A 24100-nucleotide genomic window follows, 5' to 3' on the forward strand; every position below is an offset into this window, starting at 1 on the left:
TATTTATTTCAATATGAAAATAGTTAAGATTATTTAGTATTTTACACAAGTTAATTAAATTTATACAATTTACCTTACGTTTAGTTATTCCTCACGTAATGGAAAGACTATTATCTTATAGGCATCAAGCAATTAACATAGGAGTTTAATATTCTAAAAGCACTGGGTTACTAAATTTATCTAAATTGGACTGGGGAAAGATTTAAGAGTTTTAAAAAGAAGGAATAGATCAGCAATCCGGTAGGATCAGCCCTCGAGTGCCTATGAAGGCTCGATGAAAAGGGCTCCGCTCTACCGGGTGATAGCCTCAACACAAATAAATGAACCTCTGTCATCATCGTAATATATATCATTATCCTCCCAGCTTTTCTCATTAGATGGTTCTGAGCTTAATGTAGACCTTACTGTGATTATTTTCATATATTTATTAATAGTTTTGTATATTTCTTCTTTAGTTCTAAAAATTGCTCTAGAGTAGTATTTATGTCCTTTCTTACCCAATTCATCATAGTATTTTCCCCATGGAGAATCTCTAGGTATAAAGCATATTACCGCCCGCTTTTTGGTTACTCTCTCTATTTCACTAATAAATTTTTCAAGACTATCAATAAAACATATTGTAACTGATGTGAAAGTACAGTCAAATGATTTGTTCCTAAAAGGCAAGTATAACGCATCACTTAATACACTATCATCGCTTTTACTTTCCATTAGCATTAATAATGATATGTCTACTGAGACTTTGTATCCATGTATAACTTCATGAAATATGCCTGGTCCAGATCCTATGTCTAAACAATCTTTAAGGTTAAAACTTCTAACGACATTTCTTTCATTATCGTATATTTTATTGTGTTCTTCGTACCATCTTTTATATCCTTTTGGATCATTAAATATGTTTTCATACTCCATTAGTCTCACTAATCCTAATCATCTCTAGTAATATCTTAATTTTTGATATTATATCATCTAAGAATGTTAATAGATCTTCTCTCCTTCTCCTTAATGCTATCGACGTAGAATAGGAGAATTCTGACAACCTATTTTCAATAAATTCCAATTCTTTTTCTAGCTGTCCTTTTAAATTAACGTAAATTATATATATATCTAAGAGGTCTGCCGTTATAATTTTTCCATCGTCCTTAATTGAATAGTAGGGACATAAGTAACAAAATGCAGGGTGAGGAACTATCTTTCCATTAGATTTCCAGCTTGCAAGTATTTTACTTTTACCTGAAAATTTTTTACAATATTCAGTATTATAATAAACACATGAGTTTCTTCTTCTCAGCCCATCCTCATATATCCTTTCGTATCCACTAATCCTCTTAGAAAGAGCTATATCAATAGTAAGCTCTCTAAAGTTTTGCATCAATAATAAATTTTCTCCTTCAGCCTAATAAAGATAGTGTATATCATAAGGATCGTATAATACCTTTGCAGAGTTAATCTTTTATTTTATTCTATTCTTTCAGAGAACGTGAGAAAGGTAATAATTGATTCAGACACAGCCAGTGATGATACAATAGCTATACTATTAGCTTCGAGATATTTTGATCTTCTTGGAGTTACTATTGTCGCGGGTAACGTTAAATTCGAGAATCAGGTGAAGAACGCTTTGTTCACGCTAGAATATATTGGAAGATCAGACGTTCCAGTTTATATTGGAGCGGATAGACCAATACTAGGTAAGTGGAGAACTGTAGAAGAAGTTCACGGTAATAATGGAATGGGAGATTGGAATTATCCAGAGCCTAATAAGAAGCCTACAGATGAACATGCTGTGGATGCGATATTAAGACTCTCGAAAGAATACAATGGAGAACTTGAAATCTTGGCAGTATCGCCCCTAACAAATATTGCCTTAGCTTATCTAAAGGATCACAAAATAGTAAGCAGAATAAGGAAGATATGGATTATGGGGGGAGCATTTTCCAAGGGAAATACTACACCCATTGCTGAATTTAACTTTTGGGTTGACCCAGAGGCAGCTAAAATTATACTTAATGCCGGTTTTGATGTAACTATAGTTCCATGGGAGACTGCAGAACTTCATGCTGTTGTTAATGAAAAAGATTGGGATCGAATATCGAAAATGAATACTAGGTTATCAGATTTCTTCATTAGAGTTAACAAGACTTTACGTGATTATTCTAAAGCACAAGGCATAAATGGAAGTGTTCACCCTGATTCGTTAACAGTTGCTATAGCTTACGATAGCACAATAATAAAGAGATCATTAAGGAGGTATGTTGATGTTGAAACCTGTTCAGAATCTAGAGGTGCAATGTTGATAGATTGGTATAGTCATAACAGACAGAATGCTGAAATAGTATTAGAAGCTGATGATGAAAAGTTTAAGAATTTATTGTTTAGTACCCTTAGTAAGTTTTGAGCAATCAGCGTAGACTACAATACTAACGTTTTTCACATCCAACCCCTTTTTATTTAATTCCACAGTTAAGTCATTTATTTCTAAATCATCTACATCTATAATTTCACTGTTATTAGTGCAGAACACGTTAATATGTGGTTTCCTATTTATTTCGAACCAAGTAATACCATTCGCTTCAAAGGAATTCAGTATTCCAGCATTCTTTAAAGTTTCCAATGTATTATAGACTGTAGATAGACTAATGCTGGGTTCTGTTTTTTTTAGTTCTTGAAAGATCTGTTCTCCGCTGAAATGGCCTCCTTTCATAATTAGTTTTAATATAGCTATCCTCTGGGGAGTTACCTTTAAGTTCCTTTGCCTCAAGAGGTTTGCTAGATCAGCTTCCATACTGAATTAACTTCTATTTCCGAGTAATTTAAAATTTCTCCTAATTGCAGTTATCTAGGAATCTAGTTAAATTAAAGTGTAGAAAATTCAAAAAGATAGGCCCCTTGATTTTACTCTATTCATATATAGGCGATAAGAGGTTAAAGTTATTTATTTGATCAAGCTTTGTCATATAAGCTTACTATAAACTAATTTTTATTAGGGGAACTGTGTTTTATTTTATGAATATTAAATTTTGGGCTTTCATTAGAGTTCGTACATCTAAGCCCCATCGACTATGCAATTCTCAATAATCATGTAAAGATATTGACCTAATAAGGAAAACTGTAGATTTATGTCTTGCTAATTATTCTGGGCATATGTAGAGTTAACATATATCTTTATTAAATCGACTTTATATATTCTTAAAAAGTGTTAATAAATACACTTTGATCTACTTTAGCTTTATTGCAAAATATCAAACTTAATGAACTTTAACTGTGATATTAAATATACTAAAATCTAAAGTTATCCTATTTCCATATTTTCAATTTGAAGAGTTTTTCCATAATAAGATTGTTGAGGGAGGAAAGAGTTTTTATACTTCCTAGTATTAATACCACTAGATGAAGGTTAGAGTATATAATATAGGTGGAATAACACAAGAATATAGTATTGACCTAGAGAAAGGCGTTACAACATATGAAGCTCCAAACGCTTATGGTAAGACATCGTTAGTTAGGGCATTAGTGTCTATGCTAACATCTAGCATTAAGCCAGAGGACTTGCTGAATGTTTTTGCTGATAATGGGTATGTTGAAGTATATTTAGATAATAAAGAGTACTATAGAAGGATAAAGAGGGTTAAAAACGGATTATATGAAGAAAAGAATCTAATAATGGATGACGATAGAGCTTTACTGTTAACGTACTTCTCTCCAGAAAATAGATTAGTAACCCAAATTTTATCTGGAGATGGAAACGTAGAATGGTTTATTTCAGCTACTTCTAAAATCAATGAAATTAGAGCTAAGAAAGAGGAAATGCAGAAGCTATTAAATGCGGAAATAGCTTCAAGAGATGAGTTACAAAAGAAGTATAACGATATAAGGGAAATTCAAAATAAAATAAGAGCTCTTGATGAGGAGATGGAGAAACTAGAAAAAGAGAGGGAAAGTAGCTCTAATATTGTGATGAAGACTACACACACAATAACAATAACGAGACAAAATAAGATAAACGAGATCATGAATAAGATAAAGGTAAAGAAAGATGAGCTTGCTAACTTAGAACTTGCACTGAAGAAGATAGAAGAGGAAATTCAAAGTAAGCAATCAAAGATCTCTTCAGAAATTAAATCTCAAATACAGAAAGAATTAGACGAAATTAATGAGAAACTTAAGGCTAAAAGTAATGATAGGTCTGAGTTGGAAATAGAACTTAAAGTATTAGAGAGGGTATTTGAGGAAGTAAAAGAGTCAGATAAGCAACACCTTGACACGTGCAATGTGTGTGGAAGTAAGGTTGATCCGAGTATATGGAAAGTTAGAATAGACGTTATAGAGCGAGAATTGAGAGATAAAACTTCGTTGCTAGACTCTGTTCGTAATGACATAATTAGTTTACAGAAGAGAAAAGAAGAATTAGAGTTAAAACTAAAGGAGTTTGAAAGCGTTGAGAATGATATTATTAAGTTAAAGGGTAAGAGAGAAGAGCTAATAAACAGGATAGGTTCTGTTAAATTCCAAATTGATGATCTCGAGAGACAGAAGAGAGAGACAGAAGAGAGATTCAATAGGAGTGAGTCTTTAAGTGGAGCAGTAATCACACCAGATGATAGTAATGCTATTTTGAAGAGAATTGAGGAATTGAGAAAGAAAAGGGAGGAATACGAGTATGAGTTGCAATTATTAGGCGTCCCATCCTCGATATTAGAGGAGCTTAAGGAAAAGGAAATAAGAATAGAGCAGTTGCAGAAACAAGTTGAGGAGTTACAAGTGGAGTACATCAAAAGACTGACTAAAGCTAGGGATGAATTTACTAGAATATCAAATCAATTGTTGAGAAGGTTTGAATTTGAGATGGAAGCGGAAATAGATAATAATTACAGATTAGTTGTGAAAAGAAGAGGAGCAACCATAGATATAAAGAAATTATCTTCATCAGAGAGGACTACATTAGCGTTAATACTAGTGCTAAGCGCTCTTAAAGCTTACTTCAAGACGCCTTACTTCATAATTGATGAGTCAGCAATGACTTTTGATCAGAAGAGGTTTAATAGATTACTAGAGTACTTATCAGAAATAGCAGATTATGTAATAGTAACCAAAAGTAATGAGAGCACAGAAATAAAAACAATACCATCTAAACAAGTTGAAATTTCAACTTAAGATGGAGACCATGGCACTTCTAGTTTTTTCATCAAGATTTTATTTAAGTCAGTTCTAATCGCGTCCTCTACTTGCGGTGGTATTTCAGTTATAGGTTCAAACCATCCGACCGTTGAAGTCATTCCTAATTCGTCAGCCCTTTGTTTTAACCATAAGGCTACGGCAAGTCCAGCCATAGTAGGTTTGAATATGACTACTGATGGTCCAATAGATGAGCTAGCTATTTTTATAGCGTGTTTAGAGATCGTTTTCCAACGAGTTTTAGTAATAATTCTTACCAGTTCTTTTGCACGATCTCTCTCACCTATTGCATAAAATATAATCATATGTAGAAGAAAGTTCGCACCTTAAAAAAACTATTGGTCATTAACTAGATCCGCTTCCGCATCCACAGTAACCGTATTCATCGATTTCTAGACCGCATACAGGACAAGTTAAACCAGTACTCTTAACTTCATGCCACTCTTTCCCATACTGAGAGTAGTGTGGATCTACTAATGCTTTAACTAGATCCCTAATTGACACTATACCACTTACTCTTCCCCTTTCATTTACTATGGGGAGATGCCTAAAACCATTTTCCACCATTATATTTAGAGCATTAATTACGCTTGTATCTTCTGAAACACCTTTCACTTCTTTTGTCATGTAATCTTTTATTTTACTATCAATTCTTTTATCAGCGTAAGCTCTAACTATATCTCTTTCAGTTATGATACCCAATATTGTGTCCTCTTCGTCAACTACCAATAAAGATCCCACGTTATGTTTTTTCATTTCATCAGCTGCATCCTTAATCGTTGAGTCCACTCTAATTGTATAAACTTTTTTAGACATTACATTTTTGACCATTAGTTGCATATAATATATAATGTAAAAAGGAGTAAATAAACTTTATACTTATCATTTTTTGTATTTCTATATATAGTATTTCAAGATTCACCGAATTATTCTATACGTCTTTTAAGTACTCCTTCATGATAAAAGGGGATATGACTTAAATATTAAATAGGTTTAGAGTAAGGAAAAATAGAGTTTACCCTAAGATAAATTGATGTGCTTTCACCTTATTTCCTTGTAGGACAATAAGTGCAGCGTGTAATAGCCCGTTATTATATTCACTACCCGGATTTATAACAATGGTATTGTTTAATTTGTCAAATCCTTTAGATTCATGAATGTGTCCATGTAAACCTAATAGAGGCTTTGTCTCCTCAATTATTCTTCGTATAGACTTTGATCCAACGTGTGTATATATAATTTCTCCAGCTCTGATTACAGGCTTAAGCTCTTCATCAAGTAAAGGAGCATTATCTAGATTTGTATTGAATGGAGGAGCATGAAAATTATATATTGCCCTTTCAAAATTAGTAATTTTTGACACTATTTTTTTTAGATCGGAATAAATGTCTTCCTCTCTCTTTTCTCTAAATGTGTTCCAAGGCGTTGGATTAACATAGCCATAAGATACGATTTGATACCCGTTAAACTCAAATACCTCTCCCTCTCCTACCTTGAACATCTCACCTTCTTTTAATACGTCAAATAAATACTCTGGATCATCATTTCCTAAATTTACAAATATAGGTATTTTGTTTTCCTTCAATCTCTCATCGGCTATTCTAATCCAATCTCTTAAAGTACTAATCATAGCTACTTTAAATAATTCCTCCTGAACTTTCTTATTCCCAACAGCCTCATCAAACTCTTTTTTACTGAGTATTGCGTAATACGTTCCTTCATTTTTAAATTTCTCTGTTATAGTATTTAACTCTGAAGACGAAATTTCCTTATTATCAATTAAAAATTTATTATTTCCTAAATCTATTATGGGAACTAATGACTTACCAGCTATATCGCCACCTATTATTAATGCATCTACTTTATATAACTTTGCAGCATTTATGAATTTTTTAAAGGTTGTATAAGACGCGTGAAGATCTGATGTGAATAGAATCCTGACTAAGTTGTCAGTTGTGCTGTCATCTTTTTTCCTCTTAAATAATGAGACCACATTAATTCTTCATCTTATAATCGTATTTAAAGTTTAAACTAATAAGCTGGAATGTCATACATATACTGATGACTACAATAGTTTTTGTAAGGCATGGATTAAGCACATCGAACGTCAATAAGATCCTTAGTCATGATAGTAATAGTTATCCTTTAACTGAGGAGGGTGTTAATCAGGTTAAAGAAGCATCTAAGGAATTAGCAAAATTGAAAATAGAGAAAATATACACTAGCCCAGTTCTAAGAGCATATCAAACTGCGTTAATTATAGCTGAAACGATAGGGCTTCTACCAATAGTTGATGAGAGATTAAGAGAGAGATTTCTAGGAGAGTTAAATAATACTACCTTTGATCCTTCTGACCATTGGAAGTTAAGAATGTTAAAGGGAAATATAGAGATAAAGGGATTGGAGAGTTGGGACGATATGACGAGGAGGATGAAGAGTTTTGTCAATTCAGTGCTGAGCGAGAATGGGATAATAATTGCCGTATCTCATTCTGATCCTATAAGGGCAATAATAAACTATTTTTTGGGCTTAGACGATATTAGTGGTTGGGGCATAAAGATACCCAATGCAAGTTTTAGTATTGTAAAGTGTGGTAGGAATATTGAATCTTGTAAAATTCTTAGTATAGGCTCACCAATTATATCAAATCAGATATTAGCGAGACTCGATATTAATGTCAAAGTTTTTTAAAACTTTAGTTATCTTTTCTCTTTGGGTAGAGTTTAGGCTATCTAAAATTACCTTTCTAATTGGTTCTATACTGTTTTTAACAACTTGTACAATCACGTTATCATCAATCATGTTTACGTAGTGTTTGGAAACTACATGTCCTATGCAATTTTCCTTTGATAAATTGGTAAATAGTTTTGAGTAATGAGGTCCCCCAAACCCTGAAATATAGTCTTTGCATATATTATTATCTAATGATTCAACACCTTTAATTGTATGCTCCACAACGGTTTTTACTAGTTCTCCATTAGTCCAATACTCAATACTACTTCCTATCTCAACGAAAATTATTGGCTTACTCTGATATGTTGGTCCATGATGCGTAGCTTCTATCACTTTTTCTATATTAAAGTTTATTTTCAGTATTTCCCTCAATATAGATGAAAATAGCTTTGGATATGCCATGCCCAATTTCTTCGGCTCTCCTCCCATCGTCTCTTCTGTAGGATTACCTGGATAGTGTATGGTAATTGAGGGAACACCTGCTTTACTCTTATGTCTTGAAAATATTATTATTGCATCTCCCTTATCATATCTAAAATTCGTAACGTCTTCATTTATTTCTTCAAATTTATAACCTAATTTTTTAATTGTAATACCAACTGGGTCTTTAGAAGAGTAAATGACTCTAATATCCATAGTGTTTATTCCTCCTAACTTTTGATTAAATCTATCGCTTTATGTGCTAATATAGGTGCGAGAGCGAATCCAAATCTGTAACCTGTCACTAAAATAGCGTTAGAAAAAATATTTCTAACTATTGGTTCACCATCCTTAGAGACACTCCTAAAACCTACCCTTATCTCTAAAGCGGATGTATCAACTCGAATTATCTTTCCTATTTCGTTAATAGTTCTATAAATTTCCTCATAATTTACATCAATCGAATTATCTAATTTTGAATCCCCATTGAGATAAAGATTTTTTCCCTCAACTGCTATTCTGTCGTTTACTATCAATATTCCGTTTAGTCCAATTTTTTTGTTTGAGATTATCAAGTGTCCTTTGTATGGTAGAATTTCTATATCGATACCTAACTTATGTAATATCTTTGAACTCATGAACCCAGTAGTAAAAACATAGTATTCACCCTTAACATTACCTTTATTAGTTATCAAGTATTTTATTTCGTTATTTTCGACCATTGCATCCAATACTTCGTACCCTGTTTCTAGGTGTAAATCTGTACTAATTAAGTTAAATAACTCTTCTCCTTCTACGAAAAATGCATTATCAAAGTATTCCGCTTCATCGATATTAAGTACTGGTTCTAAACCTTTAATCTCTTTCTTATCTAATATTTTTCCGCCTATCTTATTTTGAGCTAATCGCAATATGTGTGTTTTTTTGCAATATACCCCGTATTTTTCACAAATCTCGGAGTAAAATGTAATAGCTTTCTCGCAATCTTGCTTATGAGATCCACATAGAGGTGGCATAATTGACCACAAACTCGCTCTAGAATTATTTGCTATTTTCTTTTCTTTTTCCAATATAACTGAGTCTCCACTATATAATAGTCCAATCATTAATCCCGTTATTCCTCCACCAACTACGACTAATTTTGTCATGTCAGTATTCTTTATATGATAAAAACTTTTTAAATTAATAGTATATATAATATCTTATGACTGAAGAAACTAAAGATCCCGAATTACAAAAAATCCTAGAGGAGAAGTTCAATAAAATTGTAAAAAAGGAAGAAGATGAACTAGTTAGACATTTAGATTCTAAAACTTTTGATGACTTTATAACTAAGAACAAGATAGCAGTAGTAGACTTCTGGGCTGAATGGTGTGCCCCTTGCTTTATATTATCTCCCATTATAGAAGAGTTAGCAAGAGATTATCCTCAAATAGGATTCGGTAAAATAAACTCTGACGAAAACCCAGAAATATCTGCAAGATATAGTGTAATGAGTCTCCCGACAGTAATATTCTTTAAAAACGGTGAACCTGTTGATGCAGTTATAGGGGCTGTCCCTAGAGAAGAAATAGAAGAAAAACTAAAGGCTCTCATGGATTAGTGATAAAAATGACTTATCCTATTCTATTGGGAATAGATGGCTTAAGTTACACAAGTTTCATGAAATGTAATCCCAAAACCCTATTTACATTATTCAGTAGCACGTATAGAGGAGTAGTAGTTAATAGGAAGCCTCAGTTTCCTCATTCTTCATGGATGAGAGTATTAGGAATGTATGAAAATAATAATAGTTTTCTTACTAAGGTTAATGAAATTCCTCCATTGATAAAAGAGACTAATGCTGTGCCTATTAACATACCAATATCCAATCCAACTTATGGTGTTGTTAGTTTACCTTACAATAGTGAAATTTCTGCTGAGGAAGAAATTAATAATATATTACCAAAGGTACTTGAGTCAATTGAGAAATCCCCGGTAATTGCTTCTATAACGGTGATCGATAGAATGTTGCATAAGGATGTCTCAAAGAAATGTGACGTATATAAAATTATAGATGATGCTGTGAGGAAGATTGTAAACAAAGTAGATGATTTCATTATATTTTCAGTTTACGGAGAACCAAAGGGATACGACGAAGGGAACCATGAGGAACATGGAGTATTTTTAGCAACTATACCAAGACCGTCTGAACATGATACAGTTAAACTTAATGAAATAGGAGAGTTATTTAAAAGCTTAGTAAATGGAGGTTATTTCTGAATTAAGGTATTATTTTATTATCCTTCCATAACTGAAACATTATAAAGGGGGTACAAAGCCATTATCACTGGCTGTACGTAAAGTTCTTTCCTATCTATTACCTTAGTTAATAAACCAACAGCTCCCTCTTTCTTTTTACTCTCTTTTACGTTAAATATTAAATCTGTCGCCTCACCTAACTCTTTTCCATCAAATAATAATGATACTATAGATTTAGGAAGTGTAAATGAGGCTGATATTGCAAAATTCTCTAAGCCATTTTTAGTTATCATATAAACGATAGCGAAAGCTACGAAATTATTGTATATATTGCATACTCCACCCTCAATTCCTATGCCTATATCTAGATTTGTCTTTATTAATGCATTCATAGCTCTATTTTTTGCCCCTATCAAAGTCTCCTCACAAAATGGTTGAGAACTAACACCACTCTCTACTTTAACTGCTACTAGTTCATAATCCAATTTTAATGTTTCTAACGCCTCCTTAACTGCACTTATTTTAACTGGGTTCTCACTCCCCAATGCTACTCTAATCATGTCGTTTAATTTATACTTTTAAGATGTTTTAATAAACTTATCATATGGTAACTATAAGAGTAGGTGCCTTAGCTGATTCGGGCGATTTGTATCCCTTTATTCCATTAATTGAGGGAAAGATTAAGCCAGAGGGTTTTAACTTAGAATTTGAGATAATCCCAACTGTACAAGATATTAATGAGGCAGTTTTAAAGAAGGAAGTTGACGTATCCGTACCTTCCGTTGCCATGTATCCTTATATTCAAGATGATTATTACATTTTAAGCAATGCTGTTGCTACTGCCACTGACGGTATAACTGGCATGCCGTTATTAGGGGTGAAGAGCATGAGCGATGAGGAAATAAAGAAAAGTAGATTAATAGTTCATGGCCAAAACACTACCGCATTTACCTTATATAAGCTTCTAATCGGAAAATATCACAAACTAATTATAGTGAGGAAGGTTTTGGATGAGATTAAGGCATTAGGGAAGGAGGGTGACGTGTTAGTTGCTGTGCATGAGATTAAGATGATGTATGCCTTGAAAAAATTGGGAATTAATACGGTAAGAATTAGTAGTATGTGGGATATGTGGAAGAACATTTCAAATAATACTCCTATGCCAATGGGGATGGTAGTAATAAGTAAGGAGTTAGGTAAAGATCTAGCGATGAGATTTAAGGAGATTTATGAAAGAAGTAAGAAATATGCTGAAGCCCATCTTGATGAGGTTATTCCTAAGGATGTGGAGATAATGAGAGAAGCTCAGAAGGCTGATCTTGACGAAGAAATTGTGAGAAAGACGATCTGGGCTGATATTGAGGAATATAACGTTCCTGTAGATCAAGTGAGAAAAGGACTGGAATTCTTCTACAGTATAACTCATGAAAGAGGAATATTACCTAAAGTTAAAAGTATAGATTTAATATAGAGATTTTGAGTAGTTATTTTTAATTATAAATAAATATTTTTGATTTAAAAACACCATAAATGTTTAAGCTAATTATTGGGAAAAAGCGTATAAGCAAACGATAGTATTATAACATATGTGGAGCTTTGTATTCTTAATATTCTTAACGTTAAGTGGAATTGTAGTACCCATGAGTATGTTTAATTCATTCCATCAAGTTACTGCATTGTTGCCTAACAATTACTATGTAACTGTTTCTATTGTATTACCTCCTAAAAATTTACCACTATTGCAACAGTACGTACAAGATCATGTAGTATTAAATCAAACTGAGGTTGAAAGGCTATTTGTTCCACAAAAAGAAATTACTCAAATAATTTCCAAGTTGAGAAATTATAATATTTCTGCAGTTAATTATCTTAATGTTATACTAGCCTCTGGCAAAGTTGGTGAATTGGAGGAAGCATTAAATGGGAAGTTTTACGTTTATGCTGTTGACGGGATAAGATTTTATGAATTTTCTGGCTCCCCAACATTTTCCAATGTAATAGTAATAGGTACAAATGTGACCTCATTATTTTTGAAAAAGCCTACTACATTGTATAATATTACTCAAGCTGTTGCATATACTGCGGTTTATCCTAATGAACTCATTAAAGCATATAACGTTAGTTGGTTACAAGAAAATAATATTACTGGAAAAGGAACAGCAATAGGTATTTTAGATTTTTATGGTGATCCATATATTCAGCAGCAGATTCAAGCTTTTGATTCATCATTCAACATTTCGAATCCTCCATACCTCAAAATAGTGCCGATTGGTGCATACAATCCAAACGAAGGTATTTCAACAGGTTGGGCCATGGAGATTTCATTAGATGTAGAGTATGCCCATATTATTGCTCCAGATGCGGGTATAGTTCTATATGTAGCTAACCCTAGCATTCCTTTACCAGCCATAATTGCATATATTGATCAGCAAGATGAAGTTAACGTTTTATCTCAAAGCTTTGGAATTCCGGAACTATATGTTGACTTAGGATTGATACCATTATCATATGTAAATTCACTAATGTATGAATACTGGTTAGGCGAAGTAGAGGGTATAACGTTCGTAGCTGCATCTGGTGATGCAGGGGGAAATGGGTATAATTATTATTTATCCCCAGAGGGATCAGTAATATTCCCAGCATCAATACCATACGTTCTAGCTGTAGGAGGGTCTTCCTTATACTTTTCTCAGAATGGGGTAATACAGACTGCATGGAGTGGAGAAAGTGTGATTGGGGCTAGTACAGGAGGATATAGCAGTATATTTCCTGCCCCATATTATCAAAACATTACTGGATATAGACTAGTTCCCGATGTAGTGGCTGATGCTAATCCTTATACTGGGGCCTATATTCTATACTATTATAATCAGACGTACTTAGTAGGAGGAACGTCTCTTGCAACTCCAATGGTTTCAGCTATGATTGATCTTCTTTCTCAAAAGTATGGTAAACTAGGTTTCATTAATACATATTTATACGAATTGAAAGATACCAAGGCTATATTACCAATAGAGTTTGGTTATAATACTCCGTACTATGTCAACTCCTCCTTAAACCCGGTAACTGGATTAGGATCTATAAACGCCGGCTATTTATTTACATTATTACCAAAAGTTCTTAATCAGCCTAAAATTTCAGTTGTAGTATATAATACTACATACCTTGATGGTCAACAAGTTAAGGTTGTTGCTAACGTATCTGGCGAGATATTGTCTAAATCGGTAACAGGTTATGTGTATAATGGTAGTTCTATTGTAGATGTATTTCCTCTAACCTTTAATGGTACATCTTTCGTCGGAAAGTTTATAGCACAAGGTAGTGGTGTGCAAGAGGTTATTGTAAAAGATGGGAATTTAACTGGTTTTACATATATAACCGTTGGTTATCAAGCACAGTTTCTATTTCCACCAGTTGCCTTATTCCCAGAACCTGAGTCTGTTCCAATATTGGTTCAGTTGACGTATCCTAATGGTTCTGTAGTTTCCAAACCACCCTCAAACCTAACTATTAACGTATATAAATACGATCTCATAACCGGAAAAAATGTTCTAGTATCTAGTATGAGTCTAAGTAGGCAAGTTGAGTTTAATCTAACTTTATTAGGTATAACAATTCAATCCCAATATCTAGGTGCTACATTCCAATTACCTAACAATTTAAGCGGGGTTTATTTCGTTAGTATTCCAAACGTTTTCGGTTTCGATGAATTCGTAGCAGGAATATATCTGCTCGATGCGGTTTACCCGCCAATATTTACAGAGCCATTGACCGTGGCGCCAGGACAAAATGTTACTATTCTTGCCGAAACTTTAGCCTTAGGAGAGCCCAATTTAACAATAAGCTTTTATAACGAGAGCGGTTATAATGTATACTCAATACCCGTTAATAGTATACTGTATCAAAATACCTTAGTATATATAACACAAATTAAAATGCCTGATCTTAAGCCAGGGTACTATTTAGTCGTAGCAAAAGCTACGTATAACGGCTCAAACTTCACTGCAGAGGGTGTTGGAATAACACAGATATACGTAGCTCCGTATACGATTAATGTAAAAGTTAATATTTATCCGTCTGATGTGATGTATGAAAATGAAAATTTAACCGTAATTGCGAATATAACTTATCCTAATGGCACAGAAGTTAAGTACGGTACTTTCTCCGCTATTATAATACCAGCATATATGTTAAGTAATTTTGATAATTTAGAGTTACAATATAGCGTCCCACTAACATATGATAATGGAAGTTGGATAGGTAATTTTCAAATTCCTAATGGGAATCAAAATAATCCATTCAGTTTATCGCCTTACGGCATATCTGGCTATTGGTACGTTTATATAGAAGGTATAAACGAAGATGGTCTTCCAATAAGTTTTCCAGCTTCATTAGATATAAACTCGTTGACCATCAACCCGATAACTCCAAATAAAGAATTTGTAGTTTTACCCTATATCTACGTTAATTTATTTAATGGTACTTTGGCCTATAACGAGTACATTAATGAGGCATTAATATTTAACCATAATGCAACTTTTATTAATAGTATAATAAATAAGCTAGTAGTAGTTAACGGTTCAGTTGATCTCATAAATTCCAAAGTGATGAATATTAGTGTTTTAAATGCTAAAATTTTAAATATAAATAGTAGCTATTACCATACGAGCACCGTAAGTATTACCTCTACTCCTACCTACATTAGGTCCTCTAATACTACTGTTAGTACAAATAATCTTTTACTTCCGATAGGAATTCTAATAGATGTTGTTACTATAATCACAGTGTTTCTGCTGAGGAGAAAAGGATATAAATGAACTTACTTCACTGATGTTATCATTCCTATCCACTGATTTTGGTCATACATAATATATTGTATATGTATGTTAACTTTTTTCTTACCCGTCTTGGTTTTTAGTGTTATGGGATATATAAAGTAATATATGTCTCCCTCAGTATCTACCTCAGCTCTTTCAGGAAATTCTACTGAATATCCGTACTGATTAGCTAGTTCCTCAATTTTTACAGTTAGTCTAGTTATAATATCCTTCATTGATTCGCCATATATTGGTTCAAAACTTAAGGCCCTAAGTTCCTTCTTGAACGCCAATATACTTTCATTGTATTTCTTCTTTTTCTGTCTCTCTTTGCTTTTTTCTTTTATGGTCACGATTTTTCTTTTGCTATCAATAGTATATAAACCTAAAAGTAATTGAGGTTAGTTATAATCATCTGATATATTTCGTATGTTTTCTTTTGGAATTCATTTTTAATTTCTTTTTCTTTTATGGTCATACTTCCTTCTTTTTCTATTATTTTTATAGTATCTATAATATTATTAGATATTAGTATATTATCAAAGTATAAACTCTTAGACGATGCTAAATAGTATATATATGGAGAAATGTATTCCAGAAATTCATTAACTTTATCTGACAATTGGAAAGCTCTTATTGCGTTATCTCTTCTAATGTTCTTTGCCCAAGGATATTTTACCTTAATTTCTTCCATCAACTTACTATCGTAAGCGATATCATTAATTATATATAAATCATCAATCTTCATCTCTTCTAATCTTTTATTGTATAAATCATAAATAAATTCACTAAAATCGGTCTTAAAGAAATCTAAATTAGAATACATAGGATAGGTATCTATATTATTTAAAGTGGAATACTCCTTAATCTTATCATAGGCAATCTCAATACTTTTCTCTAATATCTCATATCTCAAGGGAGAGTTAGTAAACTTAGAGGACATTCCGTATAAACTTATTGTATCAACCCACAATAGAGTTTCAAATGCTTGAGATAACTGTGGTGTGGTTATGTAAACTATTTTCTTTGACAAGTATTTCTTAGGCCACTCTCTAAGTCTGATAAGAAGCGGGGGCTTAGAATAGTATAGGGTTTCAAAGTATCCACCGTTAAACAGTCTATAAACTTTTATTGATGCTTCTCTATCAATTCCTAACTTCTCAGCAAATTTGATAAAATTCATTAAGGTAAAATAAGAATGTATAATAAAAAGAGTTATCTCTTATCAATATAACCTTTCTCTACTAATAGTTCAGCAGCGAGAATCCCTCCTCCAGCAGCACCCCTTACAGTGTTATGAATTACAGAAACCATCCTCACTATTTTCTTATTAACGTAACTGATCCTACCTACTACCACACTCATCCCTGGTGGTTCTCCTATCCATCTGTCGAAATATACTTGAGGTCTATTATCTTGATTTGTTAGAATAATTGGTTTATCTGGGGCTGTTGGTAATTTCAATTTTTGCGGTTCTCCACTAAAGTTACTCAGAGTTTCTGTAACTTTTTCTAAGTTAACATCTTCCTTGAACATAGTATAAATAACCTCATAGTGTCCATGCACTGTTGCTACTCTGTGTGTAGTTGCGGATAATAATAATTCATTAGTATCATCATTGACTTGTCTAGGTGTTTCAGTCAATATTCTAGTTATTTCTTTTACCGTTTTATTATCATAAGCATCACCTAATGGCAATACATTGTCAATAACATCCAGAGATGGAATACCAGGATAGCCCGCGCCAGACACAGATTGCATTGTAGTTATTAAAGCGCCATTTAGCTTGAAATTCATGTATAATGGGGCTAATGGTATTGTGGCACCTTGTGCAGTACATAGAGGTGTTGTAACAATAAATCCTTTCCAATCCCTCTTTTTCTTCTGCTCATCAATTAAGGTAATTGTATGAGGATTTATTTCTGGTATAAGTAGAGGAACGTCTTTATCAAAACGATGATCTGGAGAGTTACTGATTACCGGGAAGCCGTGCTTAGCAAATTCTTCTTCTACGGGTCCTGCAGCTCCTTGTGGCAAGGGAGAGAAGATTATATCTACGTCGTCCATCAACTTCGGATCAGTAGGCTTAACTTCCATGTTTTGAATTTCCTTTGGTACTTGACCTACGGTTTGCCATCTGGTTACCTCAACATAAGGTTTACCCACAGATCCTTTTCCGGCTAAATACGCTACCTTTATGTAAGGATGGTTAGATAGCATTCTCACGTATTCTATCCCAACTAATCCCGTCGCGCCTAGTATTGCTGCTTTCAAGGTTCTTCTCAAAAATTTTCCCCCATAAAATTATAAGAATGGGGGAATATAAGCTTACTTTAAAAATATAAGTTTTAGAATTTTTTGGTTATATATATTATTAAGACATTACTCAGAATTTTTTGTATTAAATATAAATGACGGCAAGTTAATCATAACATAAAAAATATAATTTTTAGGGTCAATATTCAACTTGACGTGAAAAAACTTATATACATTAATTATCCCATTCCCCTAATAGGGCATATCGCATTTGGCATAGTTGACCGTGGAACTAATCTTCTTCAAATAAGACCTTTTAGTAATTGTCCAATGAGTTGTATTTTTTGTTCAGTAGATGCTGGACCAAATTCAAGATATAGAGTTACTGAGTTTATCGTTAACTCAGACCATTTACTTGATTGGAGTTATTATGTGATTTCGAAAAAGATACATAAAGTTAACGTCTTGATTGACGGAGTAGGAGAGCCGATCCTCCACCCGGAAATACATAAAATAATTAAAGGTTTAAAAGGAAATCCTAAGGTAAATGAAGTCGCGATAGAAACTCACGGCTTGACATTAAATAAGGCAAATATAAACAAGTTAGTGGACGCGGGATTGGATAGATTAAATGTATCTATCGATAGTTTAGATATTAATAAGGCAAAGTCTCTTACTGGACATAAAGGATATGATATAAATAAGATTCTTGAAGTACTGATTTATGCTAAGCTTCAAGGCATAGATGTATTGTTAACCCCAGTTTGGTTACCTGGTATCAACGATGAAGATATCGTGGAAATAGTAAAAACTGCTAAAGATTATAATTTTAAAATTGGAATTCAAAAATTTATAAAACATAAGTATGGTAGAGGGAATGATATAAAAGAAGTTGGCTGGAAAGAGTTTTATAATTATTTAGACGACTTAGAAAAGATCACAATGGTGAGGCTAAAATTATCGCCTATGGATTTCGAGATATTTCCAGACATTAGATTAGGCCCCGTTTTTGATATAGGAGAGAGAGTTATAGGTGAAGTTATAAGCGAGGGATGGATGAGGAATGAAATGATAGTTAAGGCTAAAAACAGAGTAATAACCCTAGTTGATGCAAATGATTTAGACGTCGGGATGGAAGTTAAGGTAAGAATTATTAGAAATAAAGACGAAATATATTTAGCTAGGCTTGACTGGCAATGATGGTCATTTCAGGGTCTGCTATTGTGAATTTCTTCCACGAGTATCCCGAAAGTATTTCAATTGCCTTCAAGCCGGATTTCTTTAACAGAGCTAGAGCTTCATGAAGACTGTATAGTCTTTGTGAATAATTTATTTCTCCCACTAACTTTCCATCCATATAATATTTTCTATACACGTTTAACCTTGACGTCTCTTGATCGAAGTCTACCTTAGAGTAAACCAGATAAGGTGGTATAAACATATAGTATTCACTAGGTTTATTGTAAATTATGTAATCTCTATTATCAAGGTTTATTATTACTAAACCATTACTTGATTGTCTTAACGATTCTAGTATTTTTATGTCATCTTCCTCCGTGTAATAACCTAGGCTATTATTAATATTTATTACCAGATCATATTTTTCATCGCCTATTATATCCTTTAGTCGTCTCATATCCCCTACAATAAAATTACCATTTGATATATTATTTCTTGCCATACTTATCATTTTCTCCGAAATGTCTACCCCTGTAACTTTATACCCTTTTTTAGAAAGAAAATATGCAACCCTTCCCACGCCACAAGGGACGTCCAAGACTTTCTTTCCAAGCTTATACTTACTAACGGCTTCATCAATCCAATTAGCCCATCTTTCTCCTTCGTCCCAAACTTTTAGCATCTCTCTAATATACAAATCAGACTCAAATACCCTTAACCACTCTTCGCTCATAATTTTTATTAACTCAAAAGTAAGTTATTAAATATATGCTTTATCGTACGTTCTTAATAATTCTATTTTTAACGCTTATAGCCTCGACAGTACCCTTATACCCTCACGAGAATTTTACTTATAGTGTTCAAATAATAGATGGTGATAAATTATATCTATACACATATAATTACACTATATTAAATTTAAATCCGCTAACATATAACCTTTCGATAATTTCCACCAATGGTCAGACGATTTTTACCAAATACTATATCTCTTACCAAAATAGCCAGTTATTTCCAACAGAATTTCCTATAGATGGCAGTCAGATACATAATCTAACGTTTATTTCAGCTTCCTTAAAAAATGATGTAAATACTTCTTTTTATAAGGGATACGTTGAGATAGACAACTCTTCTATAGAAATAAATCTAGTTTATCGTGATGGAGTTCTCTATAAAATAAATGGATCCAGTAACAATATAATGCTTTATGTTACGCTAATTAATAGTTCAAGTAACTCTGCGATAAGAACCCACGTATATGATTATCTTCCCTTAATAGTAGTATTAGCAGTTATAATAATTGCAATAATAGTTTTAGTAAAGATTGGAAAAATCTAAAGGAGAAGCGGTAATATAATTGGTATAGCGAAAGTTAATAAAAAACCCGTTATCATCGCGGTAATAGCGTACTCTTTACCTAACGTTTCGACATAAAGAGGAAGCGTAGTATCCATTGCTGTAGCTCCACCTACTGCTATTGCAGACTTAGGTTCAAATCTCAGCCTTAACAATAGAGGTACAAATACGTAAGTCAGCTGTTCTCTTAAGAAATTTATAAGAAACGCTAAAGTACCTAAATAAGGGTTGACTTCTAAAGCTACTAATGGACCCACATAACTATACCATCCACTAGCTAGTGATATAACTAATGAAACATTTATGGGTGCTACGTGCATTAAAAATAATAAGGCTCCTATGATAACATCTCCTATAACTGTTATAAGTATGGATAATAAGGCATCTTTTCCACCGTCTATTATTAACTTGATATTGAACTCTTTACCCATAATATAGCCAAGTATGGAAGCCAATGCGTACAGTTCATAGTTTATTATGCCCACTAAGAATAATCGATTAACACGTATGAATACCCCTATTATCCATCCTAGAATGAAAGGGATCATGTATTTAGTAATTATTATTTTCTCGTTTCGATTATTTAATTTTCTACCATTAATCTTTTCCTTATGCATTAATAATGACTTGTTGGTGACTACAATAAATCCCAAGAGGTACGTTACGATTATAGAAAGAATGGAAAATATGAGTGATATAGAGAGTAAACTAACTATCTGGATTCCTAATACTTCTTCACCAGCCCAAAAGGATATTGAGAAAATTAACAAAATTACTATTACATCGGTAAACTTCTCGATAGCCTTATAATATTTTATTTTTCCCAAGATCAAAAATATTATATAAAGTATTATAAAAAGTAAGGAGCTCGTGCTCAATTTAGTTTCGATAATTCTTTATTCTTCCTCAATTATATACTTTTCAAGTAAGTTGTAGTTTTTGGTTACCCTATACAACGATTTTGAACCTTTATTGATTTTCATTATTAATCCAAATTTCTCTAGAATTTCTAAATGATATTTTATTGTAGAATAATTTAAATTGAGTTTTCTGGCTAACTCGTATGCACTTTGTGGATTATTTTTCAATTCATTTAATATCTTTTTTCTAGTATCCCAACCCTTGTTTTGGAAGATCTCCTCTATTTTCAGTAGCATATGTTAAAATATGTAAAGCTTGATAAAACTCTAAGCCTTAGTACAAGTGTTCTAATCTCTTTCATTGGTAGAAAAAATGAATTTAATTGCTATAAGAACGAGTGGAATTACAAATAATTGAGACAATGTAAAAGATAATAGAATGTTAGCTATTACAAAACCTAGTAATAACTTATCCATATGTAAAATGTAGAGCCAGAATATTTAAATTTAAAATTTAAAACCTTGATGTCTGATAATACTTTTGAAAAACACAAACAATAGTAGTAATAATATTACAATGGTACTAAATGAGTAAAATTCGCTATGAAGCCCTAAAAGGAATAATATAAGTAATGGTATAGGAATGAAAAATTTTATAAAAGGATAGCCTTCGATAAAGACTCCAGCTAATGCTGCCGGGATTAAAGCAATAGGATAGAATATCGCAAGAATAAGAAGAATGATTATTACAATAAAAAGTAACACGTTAAGGTTGAACTTCTGTGACAACATATATTTATAATTATGAAAACCATTATAAAAATTATAGCTTATCTAGAATTGAATGAAATTCTTTTATGTGATCCCTATAACTGCTAAAGAATCTAGCTCTTTCAATTTCGTTATCGGTAATTTCTACTACTCCTCTATCCTCATAGAATAATTTTAATTTTAGCTTAGTCTCTCCAAGCGGAGAGATTACTCTGGACCCTCCCCAAAAATATTCCTCCTCTTGACTACCTACTACGTTAACGAAAACTGACCAAACAGTATTCATTAATGAATGAGCCTTCAGTAAGGCATCCCAATTATCCTCAATCATTAGTCTTTCGCTTAGTTTTCTCATTGGTGAGGCTGATGGGATAAAAATAGCGTCAGCACCTAACAATGCTATAGCCTCTATTGGTTCTGGATGCCATGCATCTTCACAGATTACTACTCCAAATCGTGTTCCCTTATATTCAAAAACTTTTAAGTCCTTAAGAGGATCACCCCTTTGAAAATATCTTCGCTCTTCAAATAATCCATATGTAGGAAGATAGAATTTATACACGTAGTCTAATTTTCCATTAATAACTACTGCTGCTGAGTTTCTAATTATTCCCTTTCTCATCTCCTTTAATGTTCCGAAAATTGCACATTTGCTTACTTTTTCTGCAATCTTCTCCGTTACCTTCATAGCCTCTTTGTATACCTCATAGGTTAGATCTTTTAAGATATATCCGGTCAACGATAACTCTGGGAAAACTATACAATCTGCAGTGCTTGTCTCTATAATCTCAATGTGCTTATCGAAGTTTTTGTTAATATTACCTAAATACGACCTTATTTGAGCTAATTCTACTGTTATACCCATCTCCTAGGGAACCTCCAATCTGAATTAATTGCTCTTCCACTTAATCTAAATATCTCTGGTGGTAGTCTTTTATGTTGGGACGTTTTCACTAGCTTATCTACTTTACGGACTACCTCAATCGGAACCTTAAGCATATTGGATATTTCCTCTTCACTTCTCATTTCGTCGAATCTTAAATATAATATGGAATCTACTGTATCATAGTCTACACCCAATTCGCCCTCTGCCGTTTGTCCTTCCCATAAGGCTGGGGAGCTGGGTTTAGTTACTATTCGTTCCGGTAAACCTAAGCATCTTCCTAACATTCTTACTTGCGTTTTATACAAGTCTCCTATCGGAAGTACATCAACTCCACCATCTCCATATTTTGTGAAATAGCCTAGAAGTAATTCACTTTTGTCTCCAGTCCCTACAACCAAGTAGTTTAACTTTTGAGCATAAGCATAAAGGAGTATCATTCTTGTTCTGGCTTTAATATTTCCTATTATTACCCTATCCTCAGTATCGATATTGTTAGATATTGTTTTAACTATTTCATCGATGTTTATTAGTTTGTATTTATTCTCTGCATGAAGAAGTTTTACTAATTCTAATGAGTCCTCTAAGTCAATTTTTGGCGTAGAAGAAGAGGGCATGAGTAGTATGAAGAAGTTATCTGTAGCTTTAGCCAATATAGAGGCTGTAACTGCTGAATCTATACCTCCACTTACACCTATAACGCCTCCATCCTTTCTACTAAACTCAAGGTATTCCTTTAACCTTTCAACTAGGTAATCCACAACCGTATTACAATCTATCTTAAGTGAATTTCTCACATATTCTGGCATTACCATACTAATATGTTATTAGTTTTAAGGAATAAATGTCTGAATAGAGAGCCCGTTTATGTCTTTTTAAAGTTGATTAAGATATAATTTAATATTTCGTACTTAATTGTATTTCTGTTATCCAAAGTTATAGTATATACTTTTCCTCCCCTAAGAGAGTCCTTTAAACTTCTATGAATTACTGCTAACAAGGGTTTTTCGTCCGAGTTAATAACCTTCAGAATAAAATCTTTCATTGATTTTATTGATAATTCCATGGGTCCTATCTCGTCAATAGCTATGATATCAGAATTCGAAGTACTTGATTCTATATCAGCGAGAATTCTGTTCACGTTATCCTCGAGCACGGTGTATTTGCCAATCTTTATTTTACCGGGATAGTCAACTCTAGCTAACCAATCGAACTTACCGGACCATATATCGACTATTTTAAATCCTATTCTCCTTCCTTCATGTTTGACCTCTGGGCAATAAAATCCTGAAATTTTTAAGTTTCTTCTTTTCAATTCATTCAGCAAAAAAATGAAAGTTGTAGTCTTCCCAACTCCTGGGTTTCCCGTTAAATATACTCTTAGTACCACGATAAGAATTCTCTACCTTTAG

28 protein-coding genes are annotated in these 24100 nt (G+C 32.9%); 9 read left to right on the plus strand and 19 right to left on the minus strand.

Translation table 11 applies throughout. The annotated features are described in order from the left end of the window. Window positions 1-291: 291 nt before the first annotated feature. Window positions 292-912, minus strand: a complete 621-nt coding sequence (locus BFU36_RS10220) for a class I SAM-dependent methyltransferase (RefSeq protein WP_069283930.1) — start codon at window positions 910-912, stop codon at window positions 292-294. Then, a complete protein-coding gene (locus tag BFU36_RS10225) occupies window positions 902-1372 on the minus strand; it encodes a hypothetical protein (RefSeq protein WP_069283931.1) in 471 nt (156 codons plus the stop codon). Before BFU36_RS10225 ends, BFU36_RS10220 begins: the two co-directional genes overlap by 11 nt. Before the next feature lie 108 nt (window positions 1373-1480). Here BFU36_RS10225 and BFU36_RS10230 point away from each other — a divergent pair, with 108 nt between their 5' ends. Further along, window positions 1481-2395 (plus strand): nucleoside hydrolase, encoded by a 915-nt coding sequence (locus tag BFU36_RS10230; protein WP_069283932.1) that lies wholly within the window; start codon window positions 1481-1483, stop codon window positions 2393-2395. Here the strand turns inward: BFU36_RS10230 and BFU36_RS10235 are convergent. Further along, window positions 2366-2782, minus strand: a complete 417-nt coding sequence (locus tag BFU36_RS10235) for a Fur family transcriptional regulator (protein ID WP_069283933.1) — start codon at window positions 2780-2782, stop codon at window positions 2366-2368. The two genes, BFU36_RS10230 and BFU36_RS10235, sit on opposite strands and share 30 nt — an antisense overlap. Window positions 2783-3387: 605 nt before the next feature. On the opposite strand from BFU36_RS10235, the gene BFU36_RS10240 reads away from it, so the two are divergent. Continuing rightward, window positions 3388-5151, plus strand: coding sequence for an archaea-specific SMC-related protein (locus BFU36_RS10240; RefSeq protein ID WP_069283934.1), 1764 nt, complete (start codon window positions 3388-3390; stop codon window positions 5149-5151). Here the strand turns inward: BFU36_RS10240 and BFU36_RS10245 are convergent. The 3 genes from BFU36_RS10245 to BFU36_RS10255 form a co-directional block, all read right to left on the minus strand. Further along, the gene (locus BFU36_RS10245; protein WP_069283935.1) at window positions 5148-5477 is read right to left on the minus strand and encodes a hypothetical protein; all 330 of its coding nucleotides are present in this window, start codon (window positions 5475-5477) and stop codon (window positions 5148-5150) included. The genes BFU36_RS10240 and BFU36_RS10245 overlap by 4 nt on opposite strands. A gap of 40 nt (window positions 5478-5517) precedes the next feature. Next, window positions 5518-6012, minus strand: a complete 495-nt coding sequence (locus BFU36_RS10250; RefSeq protein WP_069283936.1) for a CBS domain-containing protein — start codon at window positions 6010-6012, stop codon at window positions 5518-5520. Between the two features lie 175 nt (window positions 6013-6187). Next, window positions 6188-7165 carry a metallophosphoesterase gene (locus BFU36_RS10255; RefSeq protein WP_069283937.1) on the minus strand — a complete coding sequence of 326 codons (978 nt, stop codon included), beginning with the start codon at window positions 7163-7165 and terminating at the stop codon, window positions 6188-6190. Between the two features lie 68 nt (window positions 7166-7233). Here BFU36_RS10255 and BFU36_RS10260 point away from each other — a divergent pair, with 68 nt between their 5' ends. Then, complete coding sequence (locus BFU36_RS10260) at window positions 7234-7863, plus strand: 2,3-diphosphoglycerate-dependent phosphoglycerate mutase (protein ID WP_069283938.1); 630 nt, start codon at window positions 7234-7236, stop codon at window positions 7861-7863. On the opposite strand, the gene BFU36_RS10265 is transcribed toward BFU36_RS10260, so the two are convergent. Beyond that, the gene (locus BFU36_RS10265) at window positions 7828-8541 is read right to left on the minus strand and encodes a D-aminoacyl-tRNA deacylase (RefSeq protein ID WP_069283939.1); all 714 of its coding nucleotides are present in this window, start codon (window positions 8539-8541) and stop codon (window positions 7828-7830) included. The two genes, BFU36_RS10260 and BFU36_RS10265, sit on opposite strands and share 36 nt — an antisense overlap. Window positions 8542-8555: 14 nt before the next feature. Then, a complete protein-coding gene (locus BFU36_RS10270) occupies window positions 8556-9473 on the minus strand; it encodes an FAD-binding oxidoreductase (RefSeq protein WP_069283940.1) in 918 nt (305 codons plus the stop codon). A 56-nt stretch (window positions 9474-9529) separates the two neighbouring features. Here BFU36_RS10270 and trxA point away from each other — a divergent pair, with 56 nt between their 5' ends. Together trxA and BFU36_RS10280 are read left to right on the plus strand one after the other, a co-directional pair. Beyond that, a complete protein-coding gene (trxA, locus tag BFU36_RS10275) occupies window positions 9530-9928 on the plus strand; it encodes a thioredoxin (protein ID WP_069283941.1) in 399 nt (132 codons plus the stop codon). Window positions 9929-9936: 8 nt separating this feature from the next. Next, window positions 9937-10587 (plus strand): hypothetical protein, encoded by a 651-nt coding sequence (locus tag BFU36_RS10280; RefSeq protein WP_069283942.1) that lies wholly within the window; start codon window positions 9937-9939, stop codon window positions 10585-10587. A gap of 17 nt (window positions 10588-10604) precedes the next feature. Here the strand turns inward: BFU36_RS10280 and yjjX are convergent, their stop codons facing one another. Next, a complete protein-coding gene (yjjX, locus tag BFU36_RS10285; RefSeq protein WP_069283943.1) occupies window positions 10605-11126 on the minus strand; it encodes an inosine/xanthosine triphosphatase in 522 nt (173 codons plus the stop codon). Window positions 11127-11170: 44 nt separating this feature from the next. On the opposite strand from yjjX, the gene BFU36_RS10290 reads away from it, so the two are divergent. Further along, complete coding sequence (locus BFU36_RS10290) at window positions 11171-12037, plus strand: menaquinone biosynthesis family protein (protein WP_069283944.1); 867 nt, start codon at window positions 11171-11173, stop codon at window positions 12035-12037. A gap of 115 nt (window positions 12038-12152) precedes the next feature. Further along, window positions 12153-15383, plus strand: a complete 3231-nt coding sequence (locus tag BFU36_RS10295) for a S8 family serine peptidase (RefSeq protein ID WP_069283945.1) — start codon at window positions 12153-12155, stop codon at window positions 15381-15383. Window positions 15384-15385: 2 nt separating this feature from the next. Here the strand turns inward: BFU36_RS10295 and BFU36_RS10300 are convergent, their stop codons facing one another. Genes BFU36_RS10300 through asd form a run of 3 tightly spaced genes read right to left on the minus strand, consistent with a single transcriptional unit; the run spans window position 15386 to window position 17669 of the window. After that, a complete protein-coding gene (locus BFU36_RS10300) occupies window positions 15386-15730 on the minus strand; it encodes a hypothetical protein (RefSeq protein ID WP_069284717.1) in 345 nt (114 codons plus the stop codon). A gap of 38 nt (window positions 15731-15768) precedes the next feature. Continuing rightward, the gene (locus BFU36_RS10305) at window positions 15769-16566 is read right to left on the minus strand and encodes a hypothetical protein (RefSeq protein WP_069283946.1); all 798 of its coding nucleotides are present in this window, start codon (window positions 16564-16566) and stop codon (window positions 15769-15771) included. A 32-nt stretch (window positions 16567-16598) separates the two neighbouring features. After that, entirely contained in the window at window positions 16599-17669 is a 1071-nt protein-coding gene (gene asd, locus BFU36_RS10310; RefSeq protein WP_069283947.1) for an aspartate-semialdehyde dehydrogenase, read from the minus strand. A 186-nt stretch (window positions 17670-17855) separates the two neighbouring features. Between asd and BFU36_RS10315 the strand changes: the two genes are divergently transcribed. Then, window positions 17856-18839: a radical SAM protein gene (locus tag BFU36_RS10315; RefSeq protein WP_069283948.1), complete on the plus strand. Its 984-nt coding sequence runs from the start codon at window positions 17856-17858 to the stop codon at window positions 18837-18839. Here the strand turns inward: BFU36_RS10315 and BFU36_RS10320 are convergent. Then, window positions 18820-19551, minus strand: coding sequence for a bifunctional 2-polyprenyl-6-hydroxyphenol methylase/3-demethylubiquinol 3-O-methyltransferase UbiG (locus BFU36_RS10320; protein WP_069283949.1), 732 nt, complete (start codon window positions 19549-19551; stop codon window positions 18820-18822). The genes BFU36_RS10315 and BFU36_RS10320 overlap by 20 nt on opposite strands. A gap of 35 nt (window positions 19552-19586) precedes the next feature. On the opposite strand from BFU36_RS10320, the gene BFU36_RS10325 reads away from it, so the two are divergent. Then, complete coding sequence (locus BFU36_RS10325; RefSeq protein ID WP_069283950.1) at window positions 19587-20156, plus strand: hypothetical protein; 570 nt, start codon at window positions 19587-19589, stop codon at window positions 20154-20156. Here BFU36_RS10325 and BFU36_RS10330 read toward each other — a convergent pair. The 6 genes from BFU36_RS10330 to BFU36_RS10355 all read right to left on the minus strand — a co-directional run bounded on the left by BFU36_RS10330 (window position 20153) and on the right by BFU36_RS10355 (window position 24078). Next, window positions 20153-21001 carry a lysine exporter LysO family protein gene (locus tag BFU36_RS10330; RefSeq protein WP_231961126.1) on the minus strand — a complete coding sequence of 283 codons (849 nt, stop codon included), beginning with the start codon at window positions 20999-21001 and terminating at the stop codon, window positions 20153-20155. The two genes, BFU36_RS10325 and BFU36_RS10330, sit on opposite strands and share 4 nt — an antisense overlap. A gap of 69 nt (window positions 21002-21070) precedes the next feature. After that, entirely contained in the window at window positions 21071-21331 is a 261-nt protein-coding gene (locus BFU36_RS10335; RefSeq protein WP_069283952.1) for a winged helix-turn-helix domain-containing protein, read from the minus strand. A gap of 51 nt (window positions 21332-21382) precedes the next feature. Beyond that, entirely contained in the window at window positions 21383-21511 is a 129-nt protein-coding gene (locus BFU36_RS14410; protein ID WP_255446763.1) for a hypothetical protein, read from the minus strand. A 346-nt stretch (window positions 21512-21857) separates the two neighbouring features. Beyond that, window positions 21858-22670 (minus strand): nitrilase-related carbon-nitrogen hydrolase, encoded by an 813-nt coding sequence (locus BFU36_RS10345; RefSeq protein WP_069283954.1) that lies wholly within the window; start codon window positions 22668-22670, stop codon window positions 21858-21860. Beyond that, window positions 22661-23497 carry an NAD+ synthase gene (locus BFU36_RS10350; RefSeq protein ID WP_069283955.1) on the minus strand — a complete coding sequence of 279 codons (837 nt, stop codon included), beginning with the start codon at window positions 23495-23497 and terminating at the stop codon, window positions 22661-22663. The genes BFU36_RS10345 and BFU36_RS10350 overlap by 10 nt, the downstream gene beginning before the upstream one ends. Window positions 23498-23553: 56 nt before the next feature. Continuing rightward, the gene (locus tag BFU36_RS10355) at window positions 23554-24078 is read right to left on the minus strand and encodes an NTPase (RefSeq protein WP_231961128.1); all 525 of its coding nucleotides are present in this window, start codon (window positions 24076-24078) and stop codon (window positions 23554-23556) included. Between the last annotated feature and the right edge of the window lie 22 nt (window positions 24079-24100).

The organism is Sulfolobus sp. A20 (assembly GCF_001719125.1).
In the GTDB taxonomy this organism is placed as follows: Archaea; Thermoproteota; Thermoprotei_A; order Sulfolobales; family Sulfolobaceae; genus Saccharolobus.